Source organism: Burkholderia sp. APQ4-4ca, from assembly GCF_057837105.1.
On the sequence record NZ_JBYQCG010000246.1, the window covers coordinates 125,978 to 149,246 of the forward strand.

A 23,269-nucleotide genomic window follows, 5' to 3' on the forward strand; every position below is an offset into this window, starting at 1 on the left:
ATCACGTCGCATCACGTCGCCCGCTGATGTTCCAGCCATGCCTGGAACATCAGCACCGTCCACAGCTGGTGCTGCCAGTTCATCCGGCCCGTCTGGTGCTGGCGCCACAGCCGCTCGACCGCCGCCGCATCGAAGAAGCCTTCCTCGCGCAGGCGCGACGGCCGCAACAGCGCGTCGGCCCAGTCGTGCAGCGCGCCGCGCAGCCAGTGGTCGACGGGCGCGCAGAAGCCCTGCTTCGGCCGGTCGATCAGCGCGGACGGCACGTACCGGTCGAGCAGCCGGCGCAGCAGCGCCTTCGGCTGCCCTTCCGGCAAGCGCACCGACGCCGGCACGCGCCACGCGAATTCGACGACGTGATGATCGAGGAACGGCATGCGCGTCTCGAGGCTCACGGCCATCGCCGCGCGATCGACCTTCGCGAGGATGTCGGTCGGCAGGTACGTGAGCGTGTCGATCGCCATCGCCTGCTCGGCGAAGCTCAGGTGCGCGGGCCACGCGGACACCGTATCGAGCGGCGTCGGCGGCTCCTGCCCGGCGAGCGCGATGCGCTCCGGATGATGCACGGACGACATCAGCAGCCGGTACAGCCCGATGCGGCTCTCGGCGGTCATCACATGGCCGAGCTTGTGCAGGCGATCGCCGATGCGCGACGACGATTCGCGCGCCTCCACGCCGCCGCCGAACGCACCCTGCGCGACGGCCGCGAGCTGGTCCGCGTGATCGGGACGCAACGCATGCAGCGCGGCGGCGATCCGCGCGCGCACCGCCGCCGGCACGCGATGCAGCTTGCGCCACAGGCGCGGCGTCAGGAAGTAGCGCGTATAGCCGCCGAACAGCTCGTCGCCGCCGTCGCCGGACAGGCTCACCTTCACGTGCCGGCGCGTCAGTTCGGACACCAGAAAGGTCGGGATCTGCGACGCATCGGCGAACGGCTCGTCGTAGATCGACGGCAGCTTCGGCACGACGCCGAGCGCATGGTCGGCCGTCACGTAAAGCTCGGTATGGCGCGTGCCGAGATGGCGCGCGACGGCCTTCGCGTAACCGGCTTCGTCGTAGCCGGCTTCGTGAAAGCCGATCGTAAACGTGTCGACCGGCGACGCCGATTGCGCCTGCATCAGCGCGACGATCGCCGACGAATCGACGCCGCCCGACAGGAACGCGCCGAGCGGCACGTCGGCTTCCATCTGCCGTGCGACGGCCTGGCGCAGGATCGTGTCGAGCTGGTCGACGGCTTCGCCGGCGCTGCCCTCGAACGGTTGCGCGCGGCCCGCCTCGATCGCCTGTTCGAGCGTCCAGTACGTCCGCACGCGCGGCGTGTCGCGCGCATGTTCGAACTGGATATACGTGCCGGGCGGCAGCTTGCGGATGCCGCGATAGATCGTGTAAGGCGCGGGCACGCTCGCCTGGCGCAGATACAGGCACAGCGCGTCGCGGTCGATCGTGCCGTCGAAGCCCGGATAGCCGCGCAGCGCCTTCAGCTCGGACGCGAACACGAGCGCGTCACCGATCCGGCCGTAGTAGAGCGGCTTCTCGCCGATCCGGTCGCGCGCGAGCGTCAGCACCCGCGACGCGCGATTCCACAGCGCGAACGCGAACATGCCGGTCGCGCGGCGCAACGTGGCCTCGACACCCCACGCGACGATCGCCGCGATCAGCACCTCGCTGTCGGAATGGCCGCGCCACGCCGGTGCGCGCCCCGCGCGCTCGAGCTCCGCGCGCAGTTCGCGATGGTTGTAGATTTCGCCGTTGAAGACGAGGACGTAGCGGCCGCACGCGGAAGCCATCGGCTGCCGGCCGTGCACCGACAGGTCGACGATCGCGAGCCGCCGGTGGCCGAGCGCGATGCCGGCTTCCGGGTCGAGCCAGATGCCCTGCCCGTCCGGCCCGCGATGCGCAAGGCTCGCCGTCATTCGCGCGAGTATGCCGCGCGCTGTCTCCTCATCGAAGGCGACGCTATTCAGAAAGCCGTCGATTCCGCACATTGATTTGTCTGCCCCTGTTGACCTGTTCCGTCACGCACCGCGCACCTCGCGGCCCGCCGTCGGGCATGACGGTCGAGCCATATTACGAAGAAATAAATCAGCAATAATTCACCAGTGAATGCAGGCACCGTCCGGAAAAAAATGGACGTCAAGCGCCGCGTGCGGATGGCCGCATGACGGGGCCATATCGAATCCGGCCGGAGGGCCGGCCGACAGGGCTGGAAAAAGGGGGCGCATGCCGACATGACGCCACCGCGGCACGCCGCCACGTCACATCAAGCGGCCCCGGTCGCCCATTTCAGCAACTGCGCGACCTCGCGGAAATGCTGCGGCTGGATCGTGCCGTTCTCGGGTGTCGTCTCGTACAGCGCCTGCGCGAGCCCGACGTTCGCGAGCGTCGGGCGCAGCGCATCGCGGGCCAGCCGCACGATCCGCTCGGCCGCGTCGCCCTCGCCGCGCGCGAGCACCCACGGCAGCGAGCCCATCCCGCCGTAGTAGAGCGCGACCGCGACGCGCGGCGAATAGACGACCACCGACGCATAGCCGACCCGGTCGGGCAGCGACGCGAACTGCACTTCGCGCGCGAGCTGGCGGCGCTTCGCCTGGATGTGCGGATCGCCTTCATCCTCCTTGTGCTCGCGCCGCACTTCGTCGATCGACATTTTCATTTTCTGGTTGAATTCGTGCCGCTGGTGCACGATGTCGATCAACGCCATCACGATGTAGATCAGCGCGGCCCAGCCGAACAGCAGCATCAACAATTTCACGATCAGCGCGAGAATCGAGACCGGCCGCGTGAAGCCCGACTGCACCGACGGATCGAGCGACTCGACGATCAGCCAGCCGAGCGTCGCGACGAGCAGCGCCGTCTTCAGCAGCATCTTCGCGAGGTTGACGAGGTTGCGCAGCGACCACAGGTTCTTCATCCCCTCGGCCGGGTTGAGCCGCGACAACTGCGGCACGAGGCGGCTCCACGCCATCACGCCGCCCACCTGCACGAAGCCCGCGAGCAGCCCCGCCAGCAACCCGGCCGCGACGATCTGCGCGGACTGCGTCGCCCAGTCGCGCGCGGCGCCGTCGATCAGCACCGCGAGCCGCGCGGACGGATCGGCCGCGCCGACCGCGTCGAACACGAGCCGGAACAGCGCCTGCAACCGCGCGAACAGCGAACCGATGCCCACCGCGAGCGCCACGCACACGCCGACGAAGAACGCCGACGACACCGTTTCCGCGCTCTTCGGTACGTCGCCCTTCTCGCGTGCCTCGCGCAGGCGTTTCGCAGTCGGCTTCTGGTCCTTTTCGGCCATGTCGGCTCCCGCGCGCTCAGCCGCCGCCGTGCGCGGCGAACAGCGCGCGCAGCAGCGCCATCAGCCCGCTGTCGGGGCTCAGCAGCGAATGCAGCGACGCGTACACCACCGGCAGGAACAGGACCATCATCAGCAGCGCGAGCGCGCTCTTCAGCGGCTGCGAGAACACGAAGATGTTGAGCTGCGGCACCGCGCGCCCGACCAGGCCGATGCCGAGTTCGACGAGCACCAGCACGATCGTCACCGGCGCGGCGAGCTTCACCATCCATTCGAAGATCGTATCGGTCTGCCTCACGATGAAGGTTTGCAGCATCGACGAGAAATCGGGGCCGAGCGAGCCGATCGGCCACCATGCGTACGATTGCGCGAACAGTTGCACGAGCACCTGCAACCCGCCCGCGGTGACGAACAGCGCGATCGCGACGAAATTCAGGAATCCGGAAGTCGGGCCGCCCTCGTGCCCGCCCATCGGATCGAAGAACGCGGCGCTGCCGCTGCCGGTCTGGAAGTCGATCAGGTAGCCGACGCCCTGGATCGCGAACAGCACCGCGCTGAACGCGCCGGCGAGCAGCATGCCGACCATCGCTTCCTTCGCGACGAGCAGGCACCACATCAGGAACGGCAGCGCCGCGACCTGCGCGGCGTCGATCGTCGGCGCGACGAACGCGGCGATCACCACCGCGATCCCGTTGCGCACGAGGCCCGTGATGATCTGCTCGTTGAACACCGGCACGACGAACATGATCGGCAGCAGGCGCGGCATCACGTAGAGCAGCGGCCGCAGCATGCCGGCGACGTCGTTGAAACCCGCGGCCTGGTCTAGCATCGGCGCTCCGCGGCGGCGGGCGGGGCGGGATCGTCGGGCGCGGCGGATGCGTCGGCTTCAGCGGCGATTTCAGCGTTCGCGCCCGTTTCCGCTTCGGTCATCGCCGCATCGAACGCGGCCGCGGCCTGCGGCGGCGCGAACGCATGACCGGCCGCGTCGCCCGCGCCGGCCACCCAGGTGCCGCCCGTCGCGAAGCGCCGCACCGCGTAGCCGTCCGCCACTTCGTCGGCATCGCGTTCGACCCGCGCGGCGCGCGCGTGCAGCGCCTTCTCGCCGGCTTTCTCCAGCTTGTCCTCGGCGGCCTTCGCCTTGCGCGCGGCGCGCTGCAGGTCGGCGAGCGTCGCCTCGTGGCCGCGATGCACGTGCGCGGCCTCGCTCACCGACGCGTTCGCGGTACCGATATGCCGGTCGAACGTGCGCGTATCGGCCGCCGCGTCCTGCAACGCGCGCGCTTCGCGCACGTCGTCGGCGAGCCGCGTCTGGATCGCCGCCTTCGCGGCGACCTGCTGCGCGAGCTGCGCCTGCGCGGCCGCGAGCGCGCGCCGGCTCTGCGCGGCGATGCCCTGCTGACGCGCGGCCGCGACGCGCGCGATCTGGCTGCGCATCTCGCGCACGCGTTTCAGGCGGGCGAGCGTCGCGAGCACGAGACGGTCGTCGGCGTCAGACATGATCGTTCGCCAGCTTCGTCAGTTTCGCGAGCAGCACGTCGAAGCGCACGTCCTCGTCCGACGCTTGCGCGCAGAACGCGCCGATCGCGTCGCGCGCGCGCAGCGCGAGATCGCCGAGCCGATCACTGCCTTCGCGATACTCGCCGATCTGCACGAGCAGCTCGATCTCCTGATACTTCGCGATCAGCTCGCGCACGCGCGCGGCCGCATGCTGGTGCGCGCGGCTCGCGACGAGCGGCATTACGCGCGACAGGCTCGCGAGCACGTCGATCGCCGGATAGCGATTCGCGAGCGCGATCTTGCGCGACAGCACGATATGGCCGTCGAGGATCGAGCGCACTTCCTCGGCGATCGGGTCCGACTCCTCGTCGCCTTCGACGAGCACCGTGTACAGCGCGGTGATCGATCCGTGCGCGCCCTGCCCCGCGCGTTCGAGCAGGCGCGGCAGCACCGCGAACATCGACGGCGGAAAACTGCGCCGCGTCGGCGGCTCGCCGCTCGCCAAGCCGACCTCGCGCTGCGCGCGGGCGAAGCGCGTCAGCGAATCGACCAGCAGCAGCACGCGCTTGCCCGCATCGCGAAAGTGCTCGGCGATCGCGGTCGCGACCAGCGCGGATTTCACGCGCTCCATCGCCGGGCGGTCGGACGTCGACACGACGACGATCGAACGCGCGCGCACCTCCGGCGACAGGCTGTGCTCGATGAATTCGCGCACCTCGCGGCCGCGTTCGCCGACCAGCGCGATCACGTTCACGTCGGCCTGCGCGCCGCGCGCGATCATCCCGAGCAGCGTGCTCTTGCCGACGCCCGACGGCGCGAAGATGCCGACGCGCTGCCCGACGCCGAGCGTCATCAGCCCGTCGATCACGCGCACACCGGTCGGAAACGGCGTGTCGATCATCTTGCGCGCGAGCGGATTCGGCGGGTCCTGCTGCGTCGATACCCACGCGGCGCCCGCGACCGGCCCGCGATCGTCGAGCGGGCGGCCGAGCCCGTCGAGCACGCGGCCGAACAGCCCTTCGCCGACCGGGAACACATGCTCGCGCCCGGACGGCACGACGGTCGTCTCCGGCGACAGCCCGGCCACGTCGCCGAGCGGCGTGAGCAGCGTCGTCTGCCGCGAGAAGCCGACCACCTCCGCAAGCAGTGTCGGCTGGTTCGGCGTGCGCAGCTCGCAGATCTCGCCGAGCCGCGCGCGGATGCCCGTCGCATTCAATATCTGCCCGACCGCGTGGTTGACGCGGCCCTGCACCGACACCGGCGAAAAGAACGCGAGCCCCGCGTCGAGTTCGCCGACGAGGCGGCCGCGATCGAACGGTGCGCCGTCGTCGTCGCCGAACGATTGCGGCTCGTCGAGCGGCGCGTTCATCGCGCGGCGCCTTTCAGCGCGTCGCGGCGGATCGCCTGGCGCAACGCGTCGATCTGCAGGTCGAGGCTCGCGTCGATGCGCCCGGACGGCGTCTCGACCGTGCACGCGTGGCGTTCGAGCTGCGCGTCCTCGACGATGCGGATCTTTTGCCGATTCGACTGCCCGGCGAACGCGCCGTCGAGCGCATCGCGCATCTCGTCGGTGCGGCCGGGCGCGATCCGCACGATCAGGAACGTCTCGTCGCGCACGAGCGGCGCGATCCGCGCGAGCGCGGCCTCGTACAGCTTCTGCGTGCTCATCTCGCCGACGATCGCGCGCACGGCCTTCACGACGATATCGGCCATCGCGTCCTTCATCGTCTCCATCGTGCGCGTGGCGGCGAGCGCCTGCGCGTACGCCTGCGCGGCCTGCTCGCGCTGCGCGCGGCGCATCCCTTCGTCGTAGCCGGCCGCCTGACGCCTGTCGAATTCGCGCTGCGCGTCGGCGACGATGCGCGCGGCCTCTTCATGCGCGGTCGCGATCACCGCGGACGCGTCGAGCAGCGCCGCGTATTCGCGCTCCTTGAGCACCTTGCGCTCCGACAGCAGCTGCAGGTTGTCGCTCGTGATCAGAAAAGCCAGTCCCATGACGCAAGCCTCTCTGGAATTAGAAACAGGAACATCAGTTCGCCGAACTGATCGCGCTGCGCGCGGTTCAGCCAGTACGGCGCCTCGTCGTCGATCGCGCGGTTGAATTTCAGGCGCACGCGCCGCGCGACGGCCTCGCCGGCCACGCCGATGAAATCCGCGAGCAGCCGCCCGCCGCGCGCACGGATCACGACCGGCAGCGCGGCGGGATCGGCGCGCCACGGTTCGAGCGTTTCCGCGAGCGCGCCGAATTCCGGCGCGCGTTCGAGCGCGAGTTCGAGCGCATCGCCGCCGAGCCGCGCCGCGACTTCCGCGCGGATGCGGCGCCCGGCCAGCGCGTCGCGCAGCCATGCGCGATGCAGCAGCAGCCCCGCATACGCGGCCAGTTGCTCGAGCGCCGCGCCCGGTAGCAGCGCGAGCCGCGCGCACGGGTTCGCGACGTCGAAGTCGTGCCGGTCGGCCACGCCGTTCGACGCGAGCAGATGCCGCGCGAGCAGCTTGCGGCCGGCCGCGCCGAACGCGTCCGGCGAACGGTAGCGCGCGGGCCAGTCGGCCGGCACGCGCGTCACGTGCAGATAGCGGTCGGGCCGCAGGTTGAAATCGCAGACGAGCGCATGGAACGCGGCAACGCGTGCGGCCGGCGGCGGCGCAAGCGGGTGCAGCCACGGCAGCCGCGCCGCCTCGGACGCGGCTGCCCCATCGTACGGCTCGCCCCGCGGCAGCGCGTGCGAATCGCTCATGCGCCGTCGCGCGCGCCGTCCGGCGTGCGCAGCCCGCCGCCCGCCTGCTGCGCGGCCGCCCCGCCGCCGTTCGCGCCGCGCGGTGCGCCGAGCAGGCCCGCGAGCCGAGCGCCGAACATCCCGCGCCGCGCGGCCGACAGCGCGATCACCGCGCAGGTCAGCAGGATCAGCGCGAACACGAGCCAGCCGAGCGGCGAGCGCAGCCGCAGGATGTCCGACACCGCGCTGCCGATCCCGTCCACGCGCGTCGCGCGCGCGGCGGCCGGCTGCAGGAACAGCGACACGTTGTCGTACTGCAGCCCCTCGATGCTGTGCGCGACGAGATCCTTGACCATCGGCGCCATCGCGCGCAGGTCGATGCCCGGCCGGTAGCGGATGTACACCGCGGCCGACGACGGCTTGATCTTGTCCGCGAGCGGATCGTTCTCCGGAATCACGACCTGCACGCGCGCGACCACCACGCCCTCGATGTCCTGCAGCGTGCGCGACAGATCCTGCGACACGCCGTACAGGTAGCGCACGCGCTCCTCGGCCGGCGTCGACACGAGGCCCTGCTTCTGGAACAGCTCGCCGAGGCTCGCATAGCTCGGCTTCGGCAGCCCGTTCGCGTGCAGCACCGTGAGCGCCGCCTGCATGTCGCCGTCCGCGACGCTCACGAGCCACGCGTTGCGGTCCGACGTGTCGCGCGCGTCGTTGTCCTTCGACGCGCTGATGCCCGCGTCGCCGAGCACCGCGATCATCTGGTTCGCATCGCGCTCCGACAGGCCCGAGTACAGCTCCTTCTGGCACCCGGCCAACAGCACGAGCAGCCCCGCGAGCAGCGCGCGCGCCGCCCGGCTGCGCCACGCATGCGTGCGCGGCGTCGAATCGATCGTCGTCATCGTTTGTCCGCTTCAGGGCGCGTGAGGCCAGATCCTCCGGCCCGCACGCGCGCTTTCACTCCTGCGTCTTCAGCACCGTATGCGTGAAGCCGTTCGCCGCCTGCGCAACCGACAGGCTCAACTGGTATTCCGAAATCGTGGTGGTTGCCGTCCACTGGAAATCCATCGCCTTCACCATCGTCATCAGCGGGTCGCTGCGGCTGTCCGCCATCGACGTCAGCATCTCGTTGCGGTGCTTGTCGATGTTCGCGTACCGCGAATCGAGATCGTTGCCGTACGTGCGCAACCGCTCGACGAGCGACGACTGGTTCGCCTGCGCGGGCGTCATCTGCACGGCCGGCGCCGCATCCGCCGGCGCACGCGCCATCGCGACGCCCGACGCAGACGGCGGGGCGGCGGTCGACGCACCCGGCTGCATCAGCGCATCGAACTGGCGCACCTGCGCCGGATCGGACGTCGCGCCCGTTTGCTGCGCGGCACTCGCGAGCGCAGCCGCGCCCGGCGGCGCCGCGCCTACGCCTGTTACCGACATGATCGTGTCCTCCTTGACCGGCAAAGCCGGAAACGGGCCGGCCGTCACGCATCGACACCACGCCGAGCGCCCGTCACGGGCAGCCCTGGCGTCCGGCGTCGCGCGGCACGGCCGGCGACCGGCATCACGCGCGGCCGGCGGAACTCAGGTGTTGCGCAACCTGGGCGTTCGCCGTCCCTTCCTGCGCGGTCACTGCGTTGCTGGTTTCGAACGTCGCAGTCGATTGCTGAACCTGGAAATTGATCTTGGTCAGTTCGAGCTGCGTCTTGGTCAGGTCGTCGGCCTGCTTCTGCACGTCGCCCGTGTTCGTCACACCACCTGCTGCCGAGGTACCCATGCTTCGCTCCTTTACGTGAACCACACTTCACCTTCCGGCGGCGGCCCCATGCCCCGCCGGCGACGTGACGCGCCGCATGCGCGCGGCGTGTCGCGTAATGCGCGCATCGCGAAACGCGCTGCGCCGATCCTGTCGCGACCCTAGTGCGTCGCGCCCTTCGATGCGCCGGCCGCCGCGACGGCCGGCGCCGCCGGCGCATCGGGCAACAGCGTCGGCCCCGGCACCGGCTGCGCGACGCCCGCCGCCGCGCCGCTCGCGAGCGGCGCCACGGGCGGCGCCGGCGCCTGCTCGGGCGCATGTGCCGGCGGCCCGCCGAGCGGCATCGTGATGCGCTGGCCGTTTCGCTCGAACACCACTTCGTCCGGGCCGATCGACACGACGGTCGCGCCTTCCTTCAGCCGCGCGCCTTCGAAATAGCGGCTGCCGTCGACCGTCTCGATGTAGCGCTGATCGCCGTCGCCGGCGAATACGGTCGTGATCTCCGGAATGCCCGCCGTGCCGCCAAGTGTCGTCGCCGTGCGCGGCGCGGCCGCATCGGCGTCGCGCACGTGATCGACCACCTCGAGCGCCGGTCGGGCGTCCTTCATGTAGTTGCGGATGCGCGGCTCGATCTGCGCGCGCGCGGCCGTGCCCGTCAATTCGATCCGGCCGCGCCCGAGATACGTGACCGTCAGCGCCGTATCGCTGAAATAGGTCTGCGCGGTCGCGACCAGATCGCTGACCACGTAGAGGTTGCCGAGCGCCGCGTTGTCGACGCCCGCGACGATCTGCGCGACGCGCTCGCGCGCGGCCGGATCGCTTACGTAACCCGACACGATCACGCCGTCGTCGCGCGGCGCAACCGCCAGCTCCGGATACGCGTGCAGCAGTTGCTGCAGCCGGTGCGTGCGCGCGAGCACCGATTCGTGCTGCCACGGCAGGCGCCCCGACCATGCGACGAAGCCATAGCCGAGCGCGCCGAGCAGCACGCCGATCCACAGCGCGACCAGCGCGATCACGAGCCGCCGGCTGCCCAGCCGGCGCAGGCCGCCCGTGAGCCAGCCGAGCCACGCGGCCTCGCGCGCGGCGTCCGGCGCATCGGTTTCGTCGGGCACCGCGACGCTCGCCTGCGCATGCCGCGCGATGCCGAGCCGGATCGAGCCGACCGTCACGACGTCGTTCGGCGTCAGCGAGCGGCGGCCGGCGCCGAGCGGCTCGTCGTTGAACAGCACCGGCGCGCCGGCGTCGCCGCCGTGGTTCTGCACGGTCACCGCGAGCGCGCCGACCTGCAGGCACACCTGTTTCGCGCCGATCTCGCGATCGGGCAGGATCACTTCGCAGTCGGCCGCCGTGCCGACCCAGTTCGCGCCGCGCGCGAGCGACATCGTGCGGCCGTACATCGGCCCGCTCAGGAAGCACAGGTTCCACGGCGACGCGAGCGCGGCCGAGCCGGCCCCCGCGCTTCCCGCGCCGCCGGGCAACGCGCCGTCGCCGTGCGGATCAATGATGCTCGTCGACATGCGTGACCACTCCTGCGGTCGTCGCCGCGGGCTGCGACGCCGCGCCCACGGGCGGCGGCGGCAACGCGGGCGGACCGAACTTCGTGCCGGGCAGCGGCTTCGGCGTCAGCGGCACCGCGACGTCGTTGTCCGGCGGCCGATACATCGACAGCCCTTCCGGGTTCGCCGGACCGTCGACGCCCGGGTTCACGGGCGAGCCGTCCGGCGCATACATCGACGCGCTCGTCACGACGCGCGGCGTCAGCAGGTAGAACCGCTCCATGTGGTTCCCCGACTTGTCGGTGTACTTGAACAGGTTGCCGATCAGCGGAATGTCGGACAGCCAGGGCACGCCGCTCTTGTTCAGCCGCACCTCGTCGTCGTTGAAACCGGCGATCAGGAGGCTCTTGCCTTCGTCGATCATCGTCTTGGTGACGATGTTGCGCTGCTGGATCACCGGCACGTTCGACACGGCCTGCCCCGGCACGATGTTGCCGTCCTGGATGTCGATCGACATCATCACGCTCTGCATGTTGCCCGACACGGCCGCCGCGTTGCGGATCGCCTCGTCGACGATCATCGGCGTCACCTTGATGCTGGTGCCGGTCGTCACGCTGTACAGCGACGAATCCTGGTAGCCCGGCACCTGCACGTAGAACTGCGTGAGGTTCTCGAGGATCGCCTCGGTGTTGTCGAGCGCGAGCACCTTCGGCTTCGATCGCAGTTGCGCCTGGCCCTTCTGCGCGAGCGCGTTCACGCGCGTGAGCAGGTAGTTGCGCAGCGATCCGCCGATCGACGCGGTCAGCGCGATGCCGGTCGGCATGAAGGCGCCCGTCTGCCCGGTTTCCGACGTGCCGATGCCGAACGTCAGCGGCGGGTTGCCGGCGCCGTTGTACTGCGTGTTGCCGTTCAGCGCGTTCTGGCCGTTGCCGATCTGCACGTCGCCGTGCGTCGTGTGCAGGCGCCAGTCGATCCCGAGGCTGTCGAGCGAATCCTCGTTGATGTCGATGATCGTCACGTTGATCTCGACGATGCGCGGCCGCTCGTCGAGCTCGCCGATCAGCGACTGGTAGCGGTACATGTTCTCCGGCAGGTCGCGCACGATCACCGCGTTGATCGCCGGATCGGCGACGATTTGCGGCAGCGTATCGCCGCTGCGGGTGTTCGAGAACGGCGAGAACCCGCCGCCCGCGCTGCCGTCCGCGCCACCGTAGCCGCCCTGCCGCGGGCCGCCGGAGATGTCGGGGAAATCGAGGCGCGGCACCGCGATCGTCAGCCCCGAGCCGAGCTTCACCTGGCGCGCGGCCTGCCCGAGCGGCGTGCTCGACGGCGCCGCGACCGTGTCGCCGGTCTTGCCGAACAGCCGGCGCAGGATCGTCGCGACGCCCGGCACTGTCACTTCCTTGCCCGAGCGATTGATCGTGAAATCCGACGCCCAGCCGTATTTCAGACGGAACGCGCGGATGTCCGCATGCGCGCCGTTCGCCGACGGATCGCCGACCGAGCCGATCGCCTGCCGCACGAGCTCGACGTAGCGGCGCGGGCCGGCGACGTACACGCTGTTCGCACGATCGTTGATCACCAGCGTGTAGCGCTTGTCCGGAATCTGCATCGCCTGCAGCGCGCGGCCGATTTCGCCGGACGCATTCGGCGGGATCGGGATCATCTGCGTTTGCGACTGGTCGGCCGGATCGACGTACAGGAACGAGCCGTCGTAGTACCACGTGAGCCCGTAGGTCGAGCAGATCGTATCGAGCGTCTGCTGCGGCGTGCCGGAGAAGCGGCCGCTGATCACGCCGTCGACCTTCGGGTCGACCACCGCCGTCACGCCCTGCGACGACGCGAGCTCGCGGATGAAGTCGCCGATCTTCTTGCCGTTCGCGACGATCGTGAACGGCTTGTTGCGCCAGCGCAGGTCCGCGGCGCGCGCATGCTGCGCGGGCGCCATGCACAGCGACGCCGTGAGCAGCGCGGTCGCGCACACGGCAAGCGCGGCCCGTTGCAGGCTGCGCGGTTGAAACCGGATCGAGGCGACGCGTCGACGCATCAAAGGACTCCTGTGGAAGAAACGAACATGCGTTCCAGCGCCTGCTGCGCGAAGCGCAGCACCTCGCCGCCGAGCCAGCCCGACAGCAGCACGAGCGCGACCATCACGGCGATCAGGCGCACCGCGATGCCGATGTTGGCGTCCTGCACCTGCGTGACGGCCTGCAGGATCGCGACGACGAGGCCCGTGACGGTCGCGATCAGCACGATCGGCAGCGACAGCAGCAGCACGAGCATCAGCGCCTGGCGCGTCAGGTCGAGGATCGTCGAGCTCGTCATTGCACGGCTCCCGGCGCGCGCACGTCGGCGCCCGCGCCGACCGTGCCGTCGTCCGGCGGGTTCTTCACCCAGCCGACCGTATGCAACTGCACGTCCTCCTCGACTTCCTGGTACGACAGCACCGCGAGGTCGGGCAGCACCGGCTGCAGGATCGTCTTCACGTAGCGCCGCGCGCCGAGCGCGACCATCACCGCGAGCCGCGCGGCGCCCGGCGCATTGCCGTGGCCACCGTGGCCGCCGGGGCCGGCTGCCTGCGCGGCCTGCACGATCGCGCGCACCTGCTCGCCAATGTCCTGCTTGACCGCGCTCGACAGCGCGAGGAAATTGCCCTGCTTCGTGCGCATCACCGCGCGCTCGATCCGCTCCTGCAGGTTCTGCTCGAACAGCACGACGCGCAGCTGGCGCGCCGTGCCCGCATGGCGGTCGGTGATCATCCGCCGCAGGTCGACGCGCACGAGTTCGACCAGCGCGATCACGTCGTCGGGCTCGTTCGGCGCCCACGTGATCAGGCTCTCGAAGATCACGCGCAAGTTGCGGATCGGCACCTGTTCGGCGAGCAGCCGGCGCAGCACTTCGGTCACGCGCTGCAGCGGCACGAGCCGCGTCAGTTCGCCGACGAGCTCCGGATGATCGCGGCGCACCAGATGCACGAGCGCCTGCGTCTCCTGGATGCCGAGCAATTCGTCCGCATGCTGGCGCACGATCTGCTCGACGTGCGCGGCCAGCGCGCTCTCGCTCGACAGCCACTTGCCGTCCGGCGCCGCGCCGTCCGGCTTGATCCACAGCGCGGTCGCGAACGGGCCGAACGCCTCGGCCGGCTGGCGCTCCGCGCGCTCGGGCAGCGGCGCGACGCCGTCCCACAGCAGCCAGCCCGGCTTCAGCGCGCCGTGCGCGGCGAGCACGTCCTGCAGGTAGATCCGGTACGTGCCGGCCGGCGCGCCCTCGTCGTCGTTCAGCGTGATGCGCGGAAACACCGTGCCGATGTCCGCGTCGACGCGCGCCTTCGCGCTCGACAGCGCCGCCTGCAATTGCGCGAGGTTCAGGCCCGTGCGCAGGTCGTCGGACAGCGACACCGCGATCAGCGACGTGACGCCCGCCGCGTGCGACACCTTCGCGGGCTGGCCGTCGTCGGCCGCGCCGACGCGCCCCGCGACATGAATCAGGTTGAAGCTCGGCGCGGCCGTCTTGCGCCTGAGCTGGGAGAACGCGAACGCGCCGAGGCCGAGCGCGATCAGCGCGAACGACCATTTCGGAAAACCCGGCACGACGAGAAAACCGGTCAGCACGAACGCCGCGATCAGCAACGCGCGCGGATGCGCGCCCAGTTGCTCGCCGAGCTGTTCGCCGAGCTGGCGCTGCCGCGCATCGCGCGTCGCCACGCGCGTCGTCACGATGCCGGCCGCGATCGACACGAGCAGCGACGGAATCTGCGACGCCATCCCGTCGCCGACGGTCAGGATCGCGTAACGTTGCAGCGCCTCGCCGATGTCCATTCCGTGCATCAGCGTGCCGACCGCGATCCCCGCGACGATGTTGATGAACGCGATCACGAGGCCGGCGATCGCGTCGCCCTTCACGAACTTCATCGCGCCGTCCATCGCGCCGTGCATCTGCGATTCCTGCTCGAGCTGCTCGCGGCGCTCGCGCGCCTCGTCGGCGCTGATGATGCCCGCGCGCAGGTCCGCGTCGATGCTCATCTGCTTGCCCGGCATCGCGTCGAGCGAGAAGCGCGCGCCGACTTCGGCCACGCGCTCCGACCCTTTCGCGATCACGATGAACTGCACGACCGCGATCACGAGGAACACCACGCCGCCCACCACGACGTTGTTGCCGACCACCAGCCGCCCGAACGCGTCGATCACGTGGCCGGCGTTCGCATGCAGCAGGATCAGCTTGCACGACGCGATGTTCAGCGCGAGCCGGAACAGCGTCGTAAACAGCAGCAGCGCGGGAAACGACGAGAAGCTGACCGCCGACGGCACGTAGGTCGACACCGTCAGCAGCACGACGCTCGCCGCGAGATTCAGCGAGATCATCCCGTCGAGCGCGGTCTGCGGCAGCGGCAGGATGAACAGCGCGACGACCGCGACGATGAAGGTCGCGAGAAACAGATCGGCGCGCGGCGACGCGCCTCCGAGGCGCCGTCCGGACACGCCGCGGCCGGCGGAAAACAACCGCTGCCAGTCGCGGGGAAGCGCCTTCGGTTCAGCCATCGTGCCGTCGTCCTGTCGTTATCGCCGGCTGGCACGGGCAACCCTTCCCCGTGCTGCGCGGACCGTTGAATGGGACGAGTGTAGCGACGGGAACTGAAGGAAAAAGAAGCGCGCCTCGTAGCGTGAAAGCGCGTTTTCCTCAGACGATCGAATCGGACTACGAAACCCGGCGACGGGTTCGGGCACGCGCGGCCGGAACCGCTTCCATCGCGCGCCGGGCGGCTGCCGGCGCGCATCGGGCAGGCATCAGGTCAGGACGGCAGCCGCCGCGCGGCGAGGTACGCGAGCTGCGCGCGGTTCTGTACGTTGAACTGCTTTTCCAGCGAGCGGATGTGATGCCCGACCTTGTGCAGCGACGTGCGCAGCGCACTCGCGATCTCCTGGTCGGACAGCCCGTGCACGAGCCGGTCGAGCACCTGCTGCTGCTCGTCGGCGAGCGCGAAGCCACGCATGCGCGCGACACGCGCCTCGAGGAACGGCAGCGCGACGCGGTGCACGGCAAGACTAACCGACAGCGCGCCGCCGATCACGCGGTCGTCGATCCATTCGGTGCCGTGCGTTTCCGACGTCAGGTTCACCGCGACGCGCAGATCGAGGCGCGGCGCCGACAGGCTGAAGATCACGCCGCTGTTCATTGCATGCGCACGCAAGTGGCCGGCGAGCGCCAGCACCTTGCGGTCGCCGCTGCCCTGCGCGACCGCCTCGATCTCGTCGAGCCGCCACGCGACCGGGAAGCCGCTTTGCCGCACCTGCGCGAAGCGCGGGTCGCTTTCGTACAGCATCCCTTCGATGAACGGCTGCATGAACGTCGCCGGCGCGAGATCGCGCAGCAGATGCGCGCGCAGAATGCGCCGCCCGATCATTTCGTACGCGCCGTAACCGAGCGTACTGAATCCGATTTGCCGCAATCGCGCATGGCATTGCGCGAAATCGAATGACGCCAGGTCGGTTTTACCGGGCGCTATTTGAATACCGGTAAAAACGTCGCGCTCGATTGCGTGATATTCGTTCGAATAAGCGGCAGCGGCCGCTATATCGGCTTGTGAGAACCACTCGACGCGTGGTGCGCCGTCAGCATATGTCATGAGGAGCCCACCCTTTCCCAATATGTGAAACTGCGCCCCGTCACGATCTGGTCTTTTTCTTTAGGATTTTCTGGCCATCGTTATATGCACGCGAACATGAAACTTTCGCCGCGATTAGTATTACGGCATATTACCCACACGCCGGCATTTTTGTACAATGCCCCCGCGTTTCGTCAGGGATGACGATCGGCGCAATCACAACGATGCTCGGTCGCACCGCCGCGAATGCCGTACACGATACGGCCGCCGCCAGGCGATGCGCGTCGATTCCGAGGGATGGCTCATGTCCGATATTGCATTGCATGAAGAAGCGGTCGCCCCAACCAGCTTGCCGCGTTCGTCGCGCGTGTCGAACGCCGACACCGACGCGTTGCGCGAGCGCACCGTGCAGGTCGTCTGGTGCGACGACCTGAAGCGCGGCGACGACGCGCAGCCGCACGCGCCGAAGCTCGGCGTCGCCGATACGCTCGCGCACGCGCAGAGCACGGCCGAACGCAACCGGATCGTCACGAGCCTGCTGCATCTGACCGGCTTCTCGACGTTCGCGTACTTCGCCCTCGAATTCGCGCGCGAACGCGTCGAAAGCCTCTACCTGCACGAAGCGTTCACGCCGGCCACCTATCGCGGCGACTACGTGCGGCACAGCCATCACGACGTCGATCCACGCACGCTCGGCGCGCGCGTGTGCAACATGCCGATCGTGTGGGACCTGCAGCAATTGCGCCGCGCGCACCGCGAGCGCGACGACGCGCCGTCCGTAAGCCCGGCCGCGCTCGACGGCTTCCTGCAGACGATGCAGGACGACGGAATGTGCAGCGGCATCATGTATTCGATGGCCGTGCCCGGCACGCGGCTGCACGCTTTCATGAGCTTCACCGCGCCGCGCCGCACGCGCGAATGGATCACGCCGGCGACGATCGAGCAGGCGCTGTCGATCGGGCTATCGGTCCACAAGTTCGCGTCGCCGCAACTGATCTCGACGTCGCGCGAGCGTGCGGTCAACGGGCTCACGCCGTTCGAGCAGGAACTGCTGCTCGGCATCGCCGAAGGCGCGTCCGACAAGGAGATCGGCCGGCGCCTCGACACCAGCGCGCACAACGTCGACTATCACCTGCGCAAGCTGCGCAAGCGCTTCGGCGTCGCGAACCGGATCCAGCTCACGTACCTGACGTCGAAGCTCGAGCTGATCTGACACGCGGCGGCGGCGCAACGCCGTTGCGCATCATCGCCCGCGTAAACGCACATGCCGGCCTCGCGGGCCGGCATGTGCGGATGGCAGAGAGGCGCCGGGCAGGCGCCGCATCCTGGCGGACGATCGCCGTTACTTCAGCAGCGTCATCTGCACGACCTTCACGATCACGAGACCGACCGCGATCACCAGATAGCCGCGCAGCACGGCCATCCAGATCCGTGTCGCGAGCGTCATGTTCTGCGGCTCGAGCGTGTCGAGCGGCGGCATGCGCCACGTATCGCGCAGCGAGCGATCGACGGCCGGCTCGACGACGCGCTTGTTGCGGCGAATCAGCACCGTCGCGAGATAGCCGGCGATCGCGAGCACGGTGCCGCCCACCAGCACGTCGACGATCGCTTCGCCGCTGATGTCCGGATACATCACCGATGCGGTCAGGATGATCGACAGCAGCACCAGCACCCAGATCACCGCGCCCGTGAACACGTTGAGCTTCGCCGAGTTGACCCAGGGCCCCAGCACCTGGCGGTCGTTGCACAGCACGAGCAGGAACACCGTCGCGCTCGGCAGCAGTACGCCGGCCAGCGTCTGCACGGCTTCGGTCAGCAGGCCGAGTGGGCTGCCGGGGATCAGCACGAGCGTGGCCGCGGCCGCGACGATGCCGAAATAGACGAGATAAAAGCCCTTCGCGTCGGTCACGCCGCGGTGCAGCGAGTGGCGGATCTTGAACACGTCGCCGATCGCATACGCAGTCGACAGCGACACGGCCGCCGCGCCGATGATGCACGCGTCGAGCAGCGCGACCGCGAACAGCGTCGCGCTCGTGCGGCCCGCATACCTCTCGAGGCCGGCGATGACGCCGCCCGCATCGGTGAAGTTGCCGGCTTCCGGATGGCCGGCGAACAACGCCGAACTGAAGCCGATCATCGCGACCGCGCCGACCAGCACGAACGCGATGCCGATCCACAAGTCGGCTTTTTCATATTTCATGAAGCGCGGCGTGATGCGCTTGTCGATCACGTAGCTCTGCTGGAAAAACAACTGCCACGGCGCGACCGTCGTGCCGACGATGCCGATCACGAGCAGCATCACGTCCGACAGCTTCGCGTGCGCGGGCCAGTTCGGTACGAAGAAATCGCGCGTCATCTGCGCGACGGGCGGGTGGATCGACACGAGCACCGGCACGAGCAGCAGGCTCAGCACGCACAGCCCGATCGCGAACCGCTCGAAGCGCCGGAAGTCGCCGGTACTGACGGCCGCCATCGTCAACGCCGCGGCCACGCACACGCCGGCCACCTTCGGCAATCCGAAGAAATCCAGCACGAACGTGATGCCGATGAACTCGGTGACGATGGTCAGCGCATTGAGCAGGAACAGGTCGATCACGCTGAACGCGCCCCAGAACTTGCCGAAGCGTTCGAAGATCAGGCGCGCATGGCCCACGCCCGTGACCGCGCCGAGGCGCAGCACCATTTCCTGGTTCACGTACAACACGGGCACGAGCAGCAGCAGCGTCCATAGCAGCGTCGTGCCGTAGTTCTGGCCGGCCTGCGTATAGGTGCCGAACGCGCCGGCGTCGTTGTCGCCGACCATCACGATCAGGCCCGGTCCGATGATCGCGAGCAGCGTGCGCAGGCGTGCCCACCACGTGCCGCGCGCACCGGTGTCGTGGTGCGAGATGGTGCCGAGCGCACCGCGAATGTCGCCCAGATGGGCTTCGTCGAGCACGGCGCTGCGCTCGACCGCGATCGGTGGAGAGACGTTGGAGGGCGTGGACATGATGTATTCCGTACGGCTAAGGGTTATGCGATTCGATGAGCGTGTGACCTTGGAATGCGCACGGGACGGCCGCTCGGAGGCGGGCGCGCGTGCGCATGCCGAGGCGCGCTCGGCGCTTCTTTTCAGTGGATCAACGCTTTCAGCTGGTTCAGCAGGCGGGAGAACACCCGCGGACGGGCGTCGAGCGTCAGCATCGCGTCGTAGTGGTGGCGCGATTCCGTGACGTGCGGAAGGTTCGACAGCAGAAGGCCGAAGTTCATGGTCTGGCTCCGTGCGGCGACGGCAGGCGTGCCGGCCGCGTCGTGGGCGCGGGCCAGTCCGGGGCCTGAACGACGTGTCAGGCTAGTTGGCCGGAATGTCCCCGCGACCCGGGTTCAAAAGGGTCTGCGTATGCAACGGGCATAAGGGACAACTGTCACTGTCGTTCATGGCGGCTCCTGTGCGGTGTTCCGGGGAACACGGTTGACCGCCGTCCGGCGGGCGGGCCGGCATTCGCGCGCCCGGAGAACGGATGCGCGAACGCGGCCGCCTGCCTGGCGGCGGCGAAACCGGGAAACGCATGCGAGAACGCATCACGCTAACCGGCGCGAATCAGGGTGCACGTAGGGAGTTGCTGCGGAATACTGCTGCGCGCACCGTTTGCCCGGGAGACAAACGGCGGCTTCGATGAGGCGCGGACGTCGGTCGCTCAGGCGGAAATTTCGTTCGAAGATCGACTACTGCAGGCGTCCAAGGCGGCGGCCCCAAGAGTGAACATGGCGGATTCTATGGACCGCCCGAAAGTGAAGTCAACCCCTTGAAACCCCATTTTTCGAAATAAATGTCCCGCCTGACGCGACTGAAAGATTTGCCCTTGAAATACCGTTCCGAAACCTTTCAGCGCCGCGGTCACGCAGCCGCGCGCCGATGCCCGCGAGCAACGGACCTGGCCCCCTGCCGCGCATCCATTTCACGATCGCCAGGCGGCCGCGTGGCAGCCCCGCCCCACGGCGACGCGCACCCGACATAGCGCATCCTTCGTGCGACTTTTGCTTGCGCCGCAGCAAAAGTCGCGACTACAATCCGCCCCAATTCATCAAGGGAGTCCCTCCGTGGACACATGCTCTAGTTGCAGTTCGATGCCGGTCCAAGCCGGCCAAGCCATCGCGAGATAGCAGCCAGACGCATGTCTTTCGCCGCTAGCTCGCATTCGTCGGGTTAGCGCGCCTCCGTCCGGGCCGGCCATCGCCGGTTCGTCAGTCGCACGCTCCGTTATGTTCCACCCTCCGATCGCAGGCCGCGTCACGCAGCCGCGCTCGATCACGTCGTCCTGCGTTCGCCGGACGGAAACGGAGGCAGCGTCATGTTCTTTCCATCGTTCGCGGTCAGACTCAAGCGCGTCGTGCACGTCGCGTGCAACCGCTCGTTTTTCGGCCGCTCGCCGTTCGCCTGGACATTCGGCCACCGGCGCGGCTTCGCGCTTGCCCACGTGCCGGCGGCGCCCCGCCGGCTCGATTGCGTGCTGATCGCCGTGACGGCGGCGGCGGTCGCGCTCGCCGCGCTGCTGTGCTCGGTCGCGCCACGCATCGGCTTCGCGCAGGTGTGGCGCGTCGGCGGCTGGCTGCCGTAATCCCTCGTCCTTCGTGCGGGCCGCCTCGCCATGCGCCCCGCATCACGTTCCCGTTTCCTCAGCTTGACTAATCAAACCGCCAACGGAACCACATGAAGAATCATCCGCAATCCGTCCCGCGCAAGCTGCGCGTCGATGCGCTCGCCACGCTGCTGCTGTCGCTCGCCGCCAGCCCCGCATTCGCGCAGGCAGCGTCTCCCACCACGACCGAACCGGCGGCCGGCGCGCGCGATGCGGCCGCCCCCGCGCAACCACAGGCCGCCGATGCTGCCGCGCCCGCGCCCACCGGCTTGTGGGAGCGATCGAACCTGCTCGGCAACATCGGCGGCCTGCGCGACGCGCTCGACGAGCACGGCGTCACGCTGAGCCTGCAGGAAACCAGCGAGTACCTGTACGACACGTCCGGCGGCACGGGTCGCGGCGGCGCATACCAGGGGCTCACGCAATTCGGCTTCAACGTCGACACCGGCAAGGCGATCGGCCTGCCGGGCGGCACGTTCAACGTGTCGGGGCTGCAGATACACGGCACCAACCTCACGCAGCGCTACTTGCAGACGTTGCAGACCGCGACCGGCATCGAAGCCAATTCGACCACGCGCCTGTGGGAGCTCTGGTATCAGCAGTCGCTGTTCGACGGCAAGGTCGACGTGAAAGTCGGTCAGCAGAGCGTCGACCAGGAATTCATGGTGAGCCAGAACGCGGCGACGTTCATGAACGCGACGTTCGGCTGGCCCGTGCTGCCGTCCACCGACCTGCCGTCCGGCGGCCCCGCGTATCCGCTGTCGTCGCTCGGCGTGCGGCTGCGCGTGAAGCCGGCCGACGCGTGGAGCGCGATGGTCGGCGTGTTCGACGGCAACCCGGCCGGCCGCAGCGACGGCGACGCGCAGGTGCTGAACGCGCACGGCACCAACTTCAACCTGCGCAGCGGCGCATTCGTGATCGGCGAAGTGCAGTACGCGCTGAACGCGCCGCCCGCCGATCCGAAGGCCCCGCAGCCGGCCGGCCTGCCCGGCACCTACAAACTCGGCGTCTGGTATCAGTCGCAGCACGCGAACGATTCGCGCTACGGCACCGACGGGTTGTCGCTCGCCGATCCGGCGAGCAACGGCACGCCTGCCACGCATCGCGGCAATTACGGCTTCTACGCGGTCGCGGACCAGATGGTGTGGCGGCCGTCGGCCGACAGCCCGCGCTCGGTCGGCGTGTTCGCGCGCGTGATGGGCTCGCCGGGCGACCGCAACATCGTCGATTTCGCGGCCAACGCCGGCGTGACGCTGAAGGCGCCGTTCGTCGGACGCGACAACGACGTCGCCGGCATCGCAATCGGCTATGCGAAGATCGGCTCGCATGCGCGCGGCCTCGACGGCGACACCGGCGCGTACACGACGCCCGGCTATCCGGTGCGCCGCGCGGAGACAGTCATCGAGGCGACGTACCAGTATCAGGTCGCGCCGTGGTGGCAAGTGCAGGCCGACCTGCAGCACTTCTTCCGTCCGGGCGGCGGCATCCCGAACCCGAACGCGGCCGGCGCGCGCATCGGCGACGAGACGGTGGTCGGCGTGCGCACGACGATCACGTTCTGATACCCGCCGCATAAAAACACGGGCCGGCCAGGCGCTTGCGCGACCGGCCGGCCCGTGCGTCGGGTTGCAATGCGGGCACGCGGCACGCGCCGTGCATTACTCGCCGTACAGCCCCAGCAGCTTCAGCGTCACGCCGTTGGTCCAGCCGAAGCCGTCCTGCAGCGGATATTCGCCGCCCCCGCCGCCGCCCGTGCCGGCGCCCTCGACCACGTACTTCTCGACGAGCTTGCCTTCGGCCGCGTACACCTGCTTCACGTCGGACAGGAAACGCGTGCCGATGTCCTTCGCGAGCGCCGGTTCGCCGTATCGGCGCAGCCCGTCGATCGCGATCCACTGCAGCGGCGCCCAGCCGTTCGGCGCATCCCACTGCTGGCCCGTGTTCTCGGTCGTCGTCGCGAGGCCGCCCGGCTGCAGCAGCGTCTTGCGCACTTCGCGCGCGGTCGCCTTCGCACGCTCCGGCCACGCGACGCCCGCGAACAGCGGATACAGCGCGGCCGCCGTCACGCCGTCGCGCGGCTTGCGCAACTGCCAGTCATAGTCGCCGTAATAGCCGCGACGGTTCCACAGGTAGTGATTGATCGCGGCCGCACGCCGTCCAGCCCGCGCCGAGAAATCGGCGACGCAGGCGATGTCGCGCGTGACCGCGCAGCCCTTCACGATCGTCGTCTCGAGATGGAACATCAGGCTGTTCAGGTCGACCGGCACGATCGAGGTCGTGCGGATCGTCGCGAGCGTCTTGC

21 protein-coding genes are annotated in these 23,269 nt (G+C 69.1%); 3 read left to right on the plus strand and 18 right to left on the minus strand.

Annotation, left to right across the window (positions count from 1 at the left end):
* Nucleotides 1-11: 11 nt before the first annotated feature.
* The 15 genes from asnB to AC3IFE_RS34530 form a co-directional block, all read right to left on the minus strand.
* Nucleotides 12-1,982, minus strand: a complete 1,971-nt coding sequence (gene asnB / locus AC3IFE_RS34460) for an asparagine synthase (glutamine-hydrolyzing) (RefSeq protein ID WP_489194904.1) — start codon at nt 1,980-1,982, stop codon at nt 12-14.
* A 275-nt stretch (nt 1,983-2,257) separates the two neighbouring features.
* Nucleotides 2,258-3,289, minus strand: coding sequence for an EscU/YscU/HrcU family type III secretion system export apparatus switch protein (locus tag AC3IFE_RS34465; RefSeq protein ID WP_301738166.1), 1,032 nt, complete (start codon nt 3,287-3,289; stop codon nt 2,258-2,260).
* Between the two features lie 16 nt (nt 3,290-3,305).
* The gene (sctT, locus tag AC3IFE_RS34470; RefSeq protein ID WP_089470216.1) at nt 3,306-4,115 is read right to left on the minus strand and encodes a type III secretion system export apparatus subunit SctT; all 810 of its coding nucleotides are present in this window, start codon (nt 4,113-4,115) and stop codon (nt 3,306-3,308) included.
* Nucleotides 4,109-4,783: a hypothetical protein gene (locus AC3IFE_RS34475; protein WP_489194907.1), complete on the minus strand. Its 675-nt coding sequence runs from the start codon at nt 4,781-4,783 to the stop codon at nt 4,109-4,111. Before AC3IFE_RS34475 ends, sctT begins: the two co-directional genes overlap by 7 nt.
* Nucleotides 4,776-6,152, minus strand: a complete 1,377-nt coding sequence (sctN, locus tag AC3IFE_RS34480) for a type III secretion system ATPase SctN (RefSeq protein WP_489194909.1) — start codon at nt 6,150-6,152, stop codon at nt 4,776-4,778. The genes AC3IFE_RS34475 and sctN overlap by 8 nt, the downstream gene beginning before the upstream one ends.
* Nucleotides 6,149-6,778, minus strand: a complete 630-nt coding sequence (sctL, locus tag AC3IFE_RS34485) for a type III secretion system stator protein SctL (RefSeq protein ID WP_489194910.1) — start codon at nt 6,776-6,778, stop codon at nt 6,149-6,151. Before sctL ends, sctN begins: the two co-directional genes overlap by 4 nt.
* Complete coding sequence (locus AC3IFE_RS34490) at nt 6,760-7,518, minus strand: SctK family type III secretion system sorting platform protein (protein ID WP_489194912.1); 759 nt, start codon at nt 7,516-7,518, stop codon at nt 6,760-6,762. The genes sctL and AC3IFE_RS34490 overlap by 19 nt, the downstream gene beginning before the upstream one ends.
* A complete protein-coding gene (gene sctJ / locus AC3IFE_RS34495; protein WP_089470220.1) occupies nt 7,515-8,399 on the minus strand; it encodes a type III secretion system inner membrane ring lipoprotein SctJ in 885 nt (294 codons plus the stop codon). Before sctJ ends, AC3IFE_RS34490 begins: the two co-directional genes overlap by 4 nt.
* Nucleotides 8,400-8,454: 55 nt before the next feature.
* The gene (locus AC3IFE_RS34500; RefSeq protein WP_301738174.1) at nt 8,455-8,931 is read right to left on the minus strand and encodes a hypothetical protein; all 477 of its coding nucleotides are present in this window, start codon (nt 8,929-8,931) and stop codon (nt 8,455-8,457) included.
* A 124-nt stretch (nt 8,932-9,055) separates the two neighbouring features.
* On the minus strand, nt 9,056-9,268 hold the full coding sequence (locus AC3IFE_RS34505) for a hypothetical protein (protein WP_006480857.1): 213 nt from the start codon (nt 9,266-9,268) through the stop codon (nt 9,056-9,058).
* A 140-nt stretch (nt 9,269-9,408) separates the two neighbouring features.
* Nucleotides 9,409-10,767 carry a type III secretion system inner membrane ring subunit SctD gene (gene sctD / locus AC3IFE_RS34510; protein WP_489194915.1) on the minus strand — a complete coding sequence of 453 codons (1,359 nt, stop codon included), beginning with the start codon at nt 10,765-10,767 and terminating at the stop codon, nt 9,409-9,411.
* The gene (gene sctC / locus AC3IFE_RS34515; RefSeq protein WP_489194917.1) at nt 10,748-12,793 is read right to left on the minus strand and encodes a type III secretion system outer membrane ring subunit SctC; all 2,046 of its coding nucleotides are present in this window, start codon (nt 12,791-12,793) and stop codon (nt 10,748-10,750) included. Before sctC ends, sctD begins: the two co-directional genes overlap by 20 nt.
* Nucleotides 12,793-13,071 carry a type III secretion system export apparatus subunit SctS gene (sctS, locus tag AC3IFE_RS34520; RefSeq protein ID WP_006480854.1) on the minus strand — a complete coding sequence of 93 codons (279 nt, stop codon included), beginning with the start codon at nt 13,069-13,071 and terminating at the stop codon, nt 12,793-12,795. Before sctS ends, sctC begins: the two co-directional genes overlap by 1 nt.
* Entirely contained in the window at nt 13,068-15,284 is a 2,217-nt protein-coding gene (gene sctV, locus AC3IFE_RS34525; protein WP_489194920.1) for a type III secretion system export apparatus subunit SctV, read from the minus strand. The genes sctS and sctV overlap by 4 nt, the downstream gene beginning before the upstream one ends.
* A gap of 251 nt (nt 15,285-15,535) precedes the next feature.
* Nucleotides 15,536-16,369: a helix-turn-helix transcriptional regulator gene (locus tag AC3IFE_RS34530; RefSeq protein ID WP_489194922.1), complete on the minus strand. Its 834-nt coding sequence runs from the start codon at nt 16,367-16,369 to the stop codon at nt 15,536-15,538.
* 283 nt (nt 16,370-16,652) lie between these two features.
* Here AC3IFE_RS34530 and AC3IFE_RS34535 point away from each other — a divergent pair, with 283 nt between their 5' ends.
* Nucleotides 16,653-17,561 (plus strand): helix-turn-helix transcriptional regulator, encoded by a 909-nt coding sequence (locus AC3IFE_RS34535; RefSeq protein ID WP_089470618.1) that lies wholly within the window; start codon nt 16,653-16,655, stop codon nt 17,559-17,561.
* 129 nt (nt 17,562-17,690) lie between these two features.
* Here AC3IFE_RS34535 and AC3IFE_RS34540 read toward each other — a convergent pair whose 3' ends face one another.
* Both AC3IFE_RS34540 and AC3IFE_RS34545 read right to left on the minus strand, forming a co-directional pair.
* Nucleotides 17,691-19,337 carry an Nramp family divalent metal transporter gene (locus tag AC3IFE_RS34540; RefSeq protein ID WP_301738182.1) on the minus strand — a complete coding sequence of 549 codons (1,647 nt, stop codon included), beginning with the start codon at nt 19,335-19,337 and terminating at the stop codon, nt 17,691-17,693.
* A gap of 122 nt (nt 19,338-19,459) precedes the next feature.
* Nucleotides 19,460-19,597, minus strand: coding sequence for a hypothetical protein (locus AC3IFE_RS34545; protein ID WP_162838124.1), 138 nt, complete (start codon nt 19,595-19,597; stop codon nt 19,460-19,462).
* Nucleotides 19,598-20,679: 1,082 nt separating this feature from the next.
* Between AC3IFE_RS34545 and AC3IFE_RS34550 the strand changes: the two genes are divergently transcribed.
* Nucleotides 20,680-20,946, plus strand: a complete 267-nt coding sequence (locus AC3IFE_RS34550) for a hypothetical protein (protein WP_489194926.1) — start codon at nt 20,680-20,682, stop codon at nt 20,944-20,946.
* A 92-nt stretch (nt 20,947-21,038) separates the two neighbouring features.
* Nucleotides 21,039-22,529 carry a carbohydrate porin gene (locus tag AC3IFE_RS34555; protein WP_489194928.1) on the plus strand — a complete coding sequence of 497 codons (1,491 nt, stop codon included), beginning with the start codon at nt 21,039-21,041 and terminating at the stop codon, nt 22,527-22,529.
* A 96-nt stretch (nt 22,530-22,625) separates the two neighbouring features.
* Here the strand turns inward: AC3IFE_RS34555 and AC3IFE_RS34560 are convergent.
* On the minus strand, nt 22,626-23,269 hold a 644-nt coding region (locus tag AC3IFE_RS34560), incomplete at its 5' end, for a trehalase family glycosidase (RefSeq protein ID WP_489194930.1).